This window comes from Ferruginibacter sp. HRS2-29, assembly GCF_024343615.1.
GTDB lineage: Bacteria > Bacteroidota > Bacteroidia > Chitinophagales > Chitinophagaceae > Ferruginibacter.
Genome location: NZ_RJUB01000010.1, coordinates 175881 through 182394 on the forward strand (window position 1 = coordinate 175881; position 6514 = coordinate 182394).

Below are 6514 nucleotides of genomic sequence, written 5' to 3' on the forward strand. Positions count from 1 at the left end.
CTTTGGCTCTCTTTGCATTCAAATAAACGACGGCAATGAGACTATTAATACTGTTGACAGCTTTTCTCTCCATGGGCTTCGCTTCTTTCGCCCAGAAAGCTAAGATTGAAGGTAAAGTTACCGATGCAAAAACAGGACAGCCGCTTACCGGTGTTTCAGTGATCAATAAAGCAAATAATTTTGGTACTTCTACAGATGTGGAAGGCCGCTATTCATTGAATATCGATGGCGCTGCAAAAGTATCACTGGTATTTACATACAATGGCGTTACACAGCAGGTAGACGATATTGAGATAAAAGATGGCAAAGTAACTGTGCAGGATCTTTCGCTCACGCAACGTGAAAAAAGCGAAGAAGCTGTAGTAGTAAGGGCTGCCAGCACTGCAAGAAAGGAAACAGCCGCATCGCTGATCACTTTTCAAAAGAATACGAATACGGTCGCTTCTGTAATTTCGGCCGAAAGCATCCGCCGCTCACCGGATAAAAATACCGGCGATGTGCTGAAACGTACACCCGGCGCCAGTGTGATCGATGGTAAGTTCCTTGTTATCCGCGGCCTTGCCGATCGTTACAACCAGGCGATGATCAATGGTATATTATTGACAAGTACTGAACCTGATCGTAAAACTTTCTCTTTCGATATCATTCCTGCACCGATGATCGACAATATCATCATCAATAAAGCATTTGTACCGGAACTGCCGGGAGAGTGGGCTGGTGGCCTGATCCAGGTAAATACAAAAGATATTCCTGCTAAAAACTTTTTGAATGTGCAGATCGGTTCCGGTTTCAACACACAAACCATTGGAAAAGATTTTTACAAAACAACTGGCGGTAAAACCGATTGGCTGGGCATCGATGATGGTACCCGTGCATTACCTTCCAACTATATCAACAAGTCCACGTTCAACCTTTCTACTCCGGCCGAACGCATCGAAGTAGGAAAAGCATTGAATAATAACTGGGCTGCAACAGCACACAATGTTTCCCCGAATCTTTCTTTCCAGATCAATGGTGGTTTTACCGGCACGATCTTCGGAAAAAAAGCAGGCGGTATCCTCGGCATCAACTATAGCAAAAGCAACCGCTACAGCGATATCATGAACCGGTACCAGTCTTTGGAAGATGGTGTTTTCGGGCAGCAGTTCAGCTACGATGATGACCGTTACACGCAGGAAGTTACGTTAGGTGGTTTGGCAAGTTTGTCGGTGCAATTGAATCCTAAAAACAAGATCGGCATCAAGGCCATCGTGAACGTGAACACGAATAATTATGTGATCCGTCGTGATGGATATAACAGGAATACAGGAGATGATGTGAAAGGCGGAGAGATCGCTTTCAAGGAAAATACTTTCTTCACTACACAGCTTACAGGTGAGCACAGCATCACCACACCATTGAAATTTAAATGGTACGGCTCTTTCAACATCCTCGACGGATATAGCCCTGATCAGAAAAGGTTTCAGTACACCAGGACGACCGGTACACAAAATCCATTCCTCTTCCTGGTAGGTAACTCACTGGCGCAGGAAAGCGGAAGCAGGATCTTCCAGACATTGAGCGATTACATCTACACTGGCGGGGGTGACCTTGCCTACACATTGGATCTGTTTGGACAAAAACAAACGATCAAAGGCGGTTATATGTTACAGGTGAAAGACCGCCTGTTCGATGCGCAACTTTTCGCCAATTATCTTCCAAAAGATAACGCGACTTTGAGGGCTTTGCCGATCGACCAGATATTTGCTCCGCAAAATTTTGGTGATGGTTCTGAAAACAGCAACCTGTTTGCTTTCAACTCTATCAACAACAGGAACTTCAGATATCTTGCCAACACCATACTCAATGCAGGTTTCATTCAATTCGATAACCAGTTTTCCAACAAGCTCAGGGTTGTATGGGGATTGAGGGTAGAAAATTTTGACCAGTTGCTTGGTTCTGTGAAGCAATGGGACAGCCGCCACAAACATACCGAACAAACCGATTATCTGCCGGGTGTGAATTTCACTTATAAAATAAACACCAAAACGAATATCCGTTTGTCGGGTTCACAAACTGTTATCCGTCCGGAGCAACGTGAACTGGCTGATCTCACTTTGTATGATTTCGAACTGAACTCAGCAGTACAGGGTAACCCGAACCTGATCCGCACGAAAGTGACCAATGTGGACCTTCGTTATGAAATTTATCCACGCTCAGGCGAAACGATCTCAGCAGGTGTATTCTACAAGAATTTCAAAAACCCGATCGAGCAGCAATTGCAGCAGGGTGGTGCGATCTTCACTTACCACAACTCACCGACTGCGACTACTTATGGTGCAGAGATCGAATTGCGTAAGCGCCTGGATATGGTTCCTGCCTTCAAAAACTTTACGGTACAGGCCAATGCGGCTTATATCCATAGCGAGATCGACGATGCTGTAAGGAACCTGAAAAGGCCATTACAAGGTCAATCGCCTTATCTCGTAAATCTTGGCCTGATGTACGATCTCGAAAAATCAGGATTGAATGCAACGGTTTTGTTCAACCAGATAGGAAAACGTATTTACCTCGTGGGTGATATTCCTGCGGGCAGCGGAAGCGGTGCACCGGATATCTGGGAACACCCAAGGCCGGTACTTGATTTCCAGCTGGGCAAAAAATTATTGGAAAAGAAAGCTGAGATCAGGTTGAATGTTTCAGACATCCTGAACCGCACACAATATTTCTACCAGAACAATGATGGCGATACAGACCTGAACAAAACAACAGATGCCTATCGTTTCACCAGGAGATTTGGTACAACATTCAGTGTAACATTCAACTATTCATTATAACATCATCAACTTATAAAAAAACAAAGGGTAATATGAAAAAGTATATTTTTTACGTAGCTGCGATAACTTCAATAAGCATTACAGCTTGTCGCAAAATCGAAACTGACGGGGAGCCGATCATAATCGAAGTTCCGGGTGGCGGTGGTGGTGGTACCGTAGGTAAAACAGTTACCTTGTCTGGCCACATCTCAAAAGATACCACGTTGCTGGCAATCGACAACAACTTTCTCTCCGGATTGGTTTATGTAGATAAAGGTGTTACGCTTACCGTTCAGGAAGGGGCTACCGTAAAAGGCGCTTACGCAGGTACAAATACTGCCGCGTTGATCGTTAACCGTGGAGCTTACCTGGTTGCAAAAGGTACCCAGGAAAAACCGATCATCTTCACGTCGGCTTCACCAACACCAACTTCGGGTGACTGGGGTGGTATCGAACTGCTGGGTAAAGCAAGCATCAACTCCAGCAATGGCGGTGCTCCCGGCCTCTACATTCCGGAAGGAGGTTTCTCTGTAAACAATGCAGCTAAAGACGGTTATGCAGGTTCAGGCGATGCACTGGTACCAACACCGGTAAATGACGATAGCTCAGGTGTACTGCAATATGTACGTATCGAGTATGCAGGGTATGCATTCCTGCCAAACCAGGAGATCAACGCTTTGACGATGGCTTGTGTTGGTAGCAAAACAGTGATCGATCATATCCAGGTTTCTTATGCAAAAGACGATGCTTACGAGTGGTTTGGTGGTACAGTAAACTGTAAATACCTGATCGCTTATAAAACACAGGATGACGATTTTGATACCGATAACGGTTTCAGCGGAAGCGTTCAGTTTGGCCTGATCGTACGCGATTCAGCTATCGCCGACGTTTCTAAGTCAGAAGCATTCGAAAGCGATAACGATGGTACAGGTAGTTCATTGACGCCGCAAACAAAAGCTGTGTTCTGTAATGTAACTGCTTTTGGTCCGCAGGCTACTCCAAACAATATCGGTAACAGCAACTATCTTGGTTCAGCTGTTCAGATCAGGAGGAACTCTTCACTGTCTATTTTCAATTCAGCTTTTGTAGGTTGGTCAAATGGTATCCTGATCGACGCAGGCCTGGGAACCCCGACAGATAACAATATCACTGCAGGTACGCTTCAGTTGAGCGGTGTATTGTTGATCAGCTGCAAAACTCCGGTAGCTTACACTGCAAGCAATGCATCCCCTACAGGCGCAACAACTGCTTCGATGACCACCTGGTTTACAGCAAATACAAAAAACAAAGTGATCACACAAAGTGCTGAACAGAATACTTACACCAGGCCTTTCGATTACGGAAACCCTGATTTCGCTCCATTCGGTAATTCAGCGGTAGTAATCCCTTCTGCAAGCAATACCTACTTTGATGATCCGATCATCGTAGCCCGTCCTTTCATCAGGAAAGTAGATTTCATCGGTGGTATTGCTCCATCTGGTGCAGATGCTAACTGGTTCAAAGGTTGGACAAAATTCAGCTTCTAAAATTATATCCTGATAAACAAAAAGGCAGCTCCACAAAGCTGCTTTTTTATTTACCATTCCTTAATACTGTGTATACTATTTCTTTATACGGGCAGGGTAATTTTACATCGTAGCAATTCTCATGCATCAATAAGTTTAATTGTGTAGCCGCTTCTAGTCCTGGAAGCGGCTTTAATCATTGATTAAAAGGATTTAAAAAAGGATTGAACGGATTACTTCGTAAGAATTTGAACTTAATACCTGTTTGTAATTTGTTTAAACTGCATTTCGGTTTTGCGTAGCAAAACAATCAGCGAAATCTTTACATCCTTTTAAAATCAGCATTTTTGCATTAACCCCATTTTACAATTACTTGATTATTTCTTAATACATCATTTCGCTCCACACAAACTTTTTAATGCATTTTACAGCAGCAAAAAGTGGTTCAACTTTTCCTTAAGCAAATAGCAATTTTAATCATGCTAAGCCGGCCTTATTCTTAAGGGCGGCTTTTTATTTAATAAGGAATAAGAAATAAGGAAGTAGGGTTCTTACTACTTTAAAGCTTGAAAATAAATAAGGAAGATGAAATAAGAAATAAGAAATAAGGAAGTAGGGTTCATACTACTTTAAAGCCTGGAAATAAAAAGTGGAGCTCAGGTTTTGTGAAGCTCCACTTTCTTATTTTTTATTAAAACTTTCTTATTCCTTATTTACATAGAGTATTCGTCTACAAAATCCAGTTCCCGCAAAAGCGAACTGGTGATCTCGAGGCTGTTGGGCTCTTTGCCTGCCAGCTCTTCTTTGGCCAGTGTTGCAGACTGAAGTACCATGTTCAGCGCAGCCAGGGTATTGTCTGCGTAAGGGATGTGTATCTTATGCTTGCTGCTGAGCCATTCCGACAGTTTTTTCTGTTTCGATGAAGCTATTTTTTTCAGCACCGGTACACCGAGTTCCTTCAATGCTTCGGCATTGCACAATTGTTCGTACTGGCCTTTTACCGGCACTACCAGCAATTTTTTATTCATGAAGATGGCTTCGGCAGGTGTTTCAAAACCTGCTGCGCAAAGGATGCCTTCGCAGGTGCTGATGCTGCTTACGAAATCATAATTATTTACCGGCCTGATCCAGCAATTGCCTGCGGCATAATTTTTTTCTGCCTTACGGCTGAAAATATGCCACTGGATATTTTTATGTTCCGATAATACTTTGATCAGTTTTTTATCGCTGTATGTAGGAAGATAGACAGTGTAATGGCCAAGGTTTCTTGTATATGCATTCCTGATCTCCGTTCTGATTACCGGGGTAAACACCGAGTTGGAATACGCTTTGAAATGAAATCCTGCGCCGATGTTGCATGGTGAATAATACCGTAGCACCAGCCAGGCCAGCGGATCGTATTTTATTGGCTTGGGAGTAGATTTATCTACCACGGCAAACTGGTGGCTCAACGCCACACATGGAACATTGCTGTGCTTGCAGGCCCATGCACTGAGTGGTTCAAAATCGTTGATCACAAGATCGTATTCTTCTACCGGCACCGAGCGGATTTCTTCCAGGAATTTTTTGGAACGAAATTGCTTCAACGTTTTCAGCAGGTCGATACTGCCATTTTTTTCCATGACAAGCCCCATTCCTTTGCGGCGGTATTTAACGAAATGATTGAGGCCTACATCCGCCTGTGTGCCACTAAGCAGGATATCCACGCTGCACAGGCGCTCCAGTATCGGTATGATCTCATTGGCTCTGCTGATATGGCTGTTGCCATTAGCCTGTAAGGCATATAAAACTTTCATATACAAAAATTCACATTCGGAATTGAATTGAAAGTGAAGAAATGATTATGAAATCGTGAAGAATTGCGAATTACGAATTGCGAATTGCGAATTACGAATTACGAATTACGAATTACGAATTACGAATTACGAATTACGAATTACGAATTACGAATTACGAATTACGAATTACGAATTACGAATTACGAATTACGAATTACGAATTACGAATTACGAATTACGAATTACGAATTAATTTTAAGCGGCGCAAGATATTAAAAAGTCAATTACAACCTGCAAACCGAATGAACCCATTCGTAATTCGTAATTGATCATTCGTAATTGCTTATAGCTTGATCGTTTGCTTTTTCGCCGCAAGTGTAAACCCAAACGTACTCCCCACATCAGCGGCGCAAGATATTAAAAAGTCAATTACAAC

The 6514-nt window shown here is 43.0% G+C and carries 3 protein-coding genes; 2 read left to right on the forward strand and 1 reads right to left on the reverse strand.

Features of this window, described 5'->3' with window-relative positions; translation table 11 throughout:
- The first annotated feature begins 35 nt into the window (after positions 1-35).
- Together EGI32_RS05985 and EGI32_RS05990 are read left to right on the forward strand one after the other, a co-directional pair.
- Positions 36-2816: a TonB-dependent receptor gene (locus tag EGI32_RS05985; protein WP_255154471.1), complete on the forward strand. Its 2781-nt coding sequence runs from the start codon at positions 36-38 to the stop codon at positions 2814-2816.
- 32 nt (positions 2817-2848) lie between these two features.
- Entirely contained in the window at positions 2849-4321 is a 1473-nt protein-coding gene (locus EGI32_RS05990) for a hypothetical protein (protein ID WP_255154472.1), read from the forward strand.
- Between the two features lie 692 nt (positions 4322-5013).
- Here EGI32_RS05990 and EGI32_RS05995 read toward each other — a convergent pair.
- The gene (locus EGI32_RS05995) at positions 5014-6096 is read right to left on the reverse strand and encodes a glycosyltransferase family protein (protein WP_255154473.1); all 1083 of its coding nucleotides are present in this window, start codon (positions 6094-6096) and stop codon (positions 5014-5016) included.
- Between the last annotated feature and the right edge of the window lie 418 nt (positions 6097-6514).

Excerpts from the sequence above, each read along its gene's own strand:
- EGI32_RS05995 (WP_255154473.1), bottom strand. The coding sequence starts at position 6,096 with ATGAAAGTTTTATATGCCTTACAGGCTAATGGCAACAGCCATATCAGC.
- EGI32_RS05990 (WP_255154472.1), top strand. The coding sequence starts at position 2,849 with ATGAAAAAGTATATTTTTTACGTAGCTGCGATAACTTCAATAAGCATT.
- EGI32_RS05985 (WP_255154471.1), top strand. The coding sequence starts at position 36 with ATGAGACTATTAATACTGTTGACAGCTTTTCTCTCCATGGGCTTCGCT.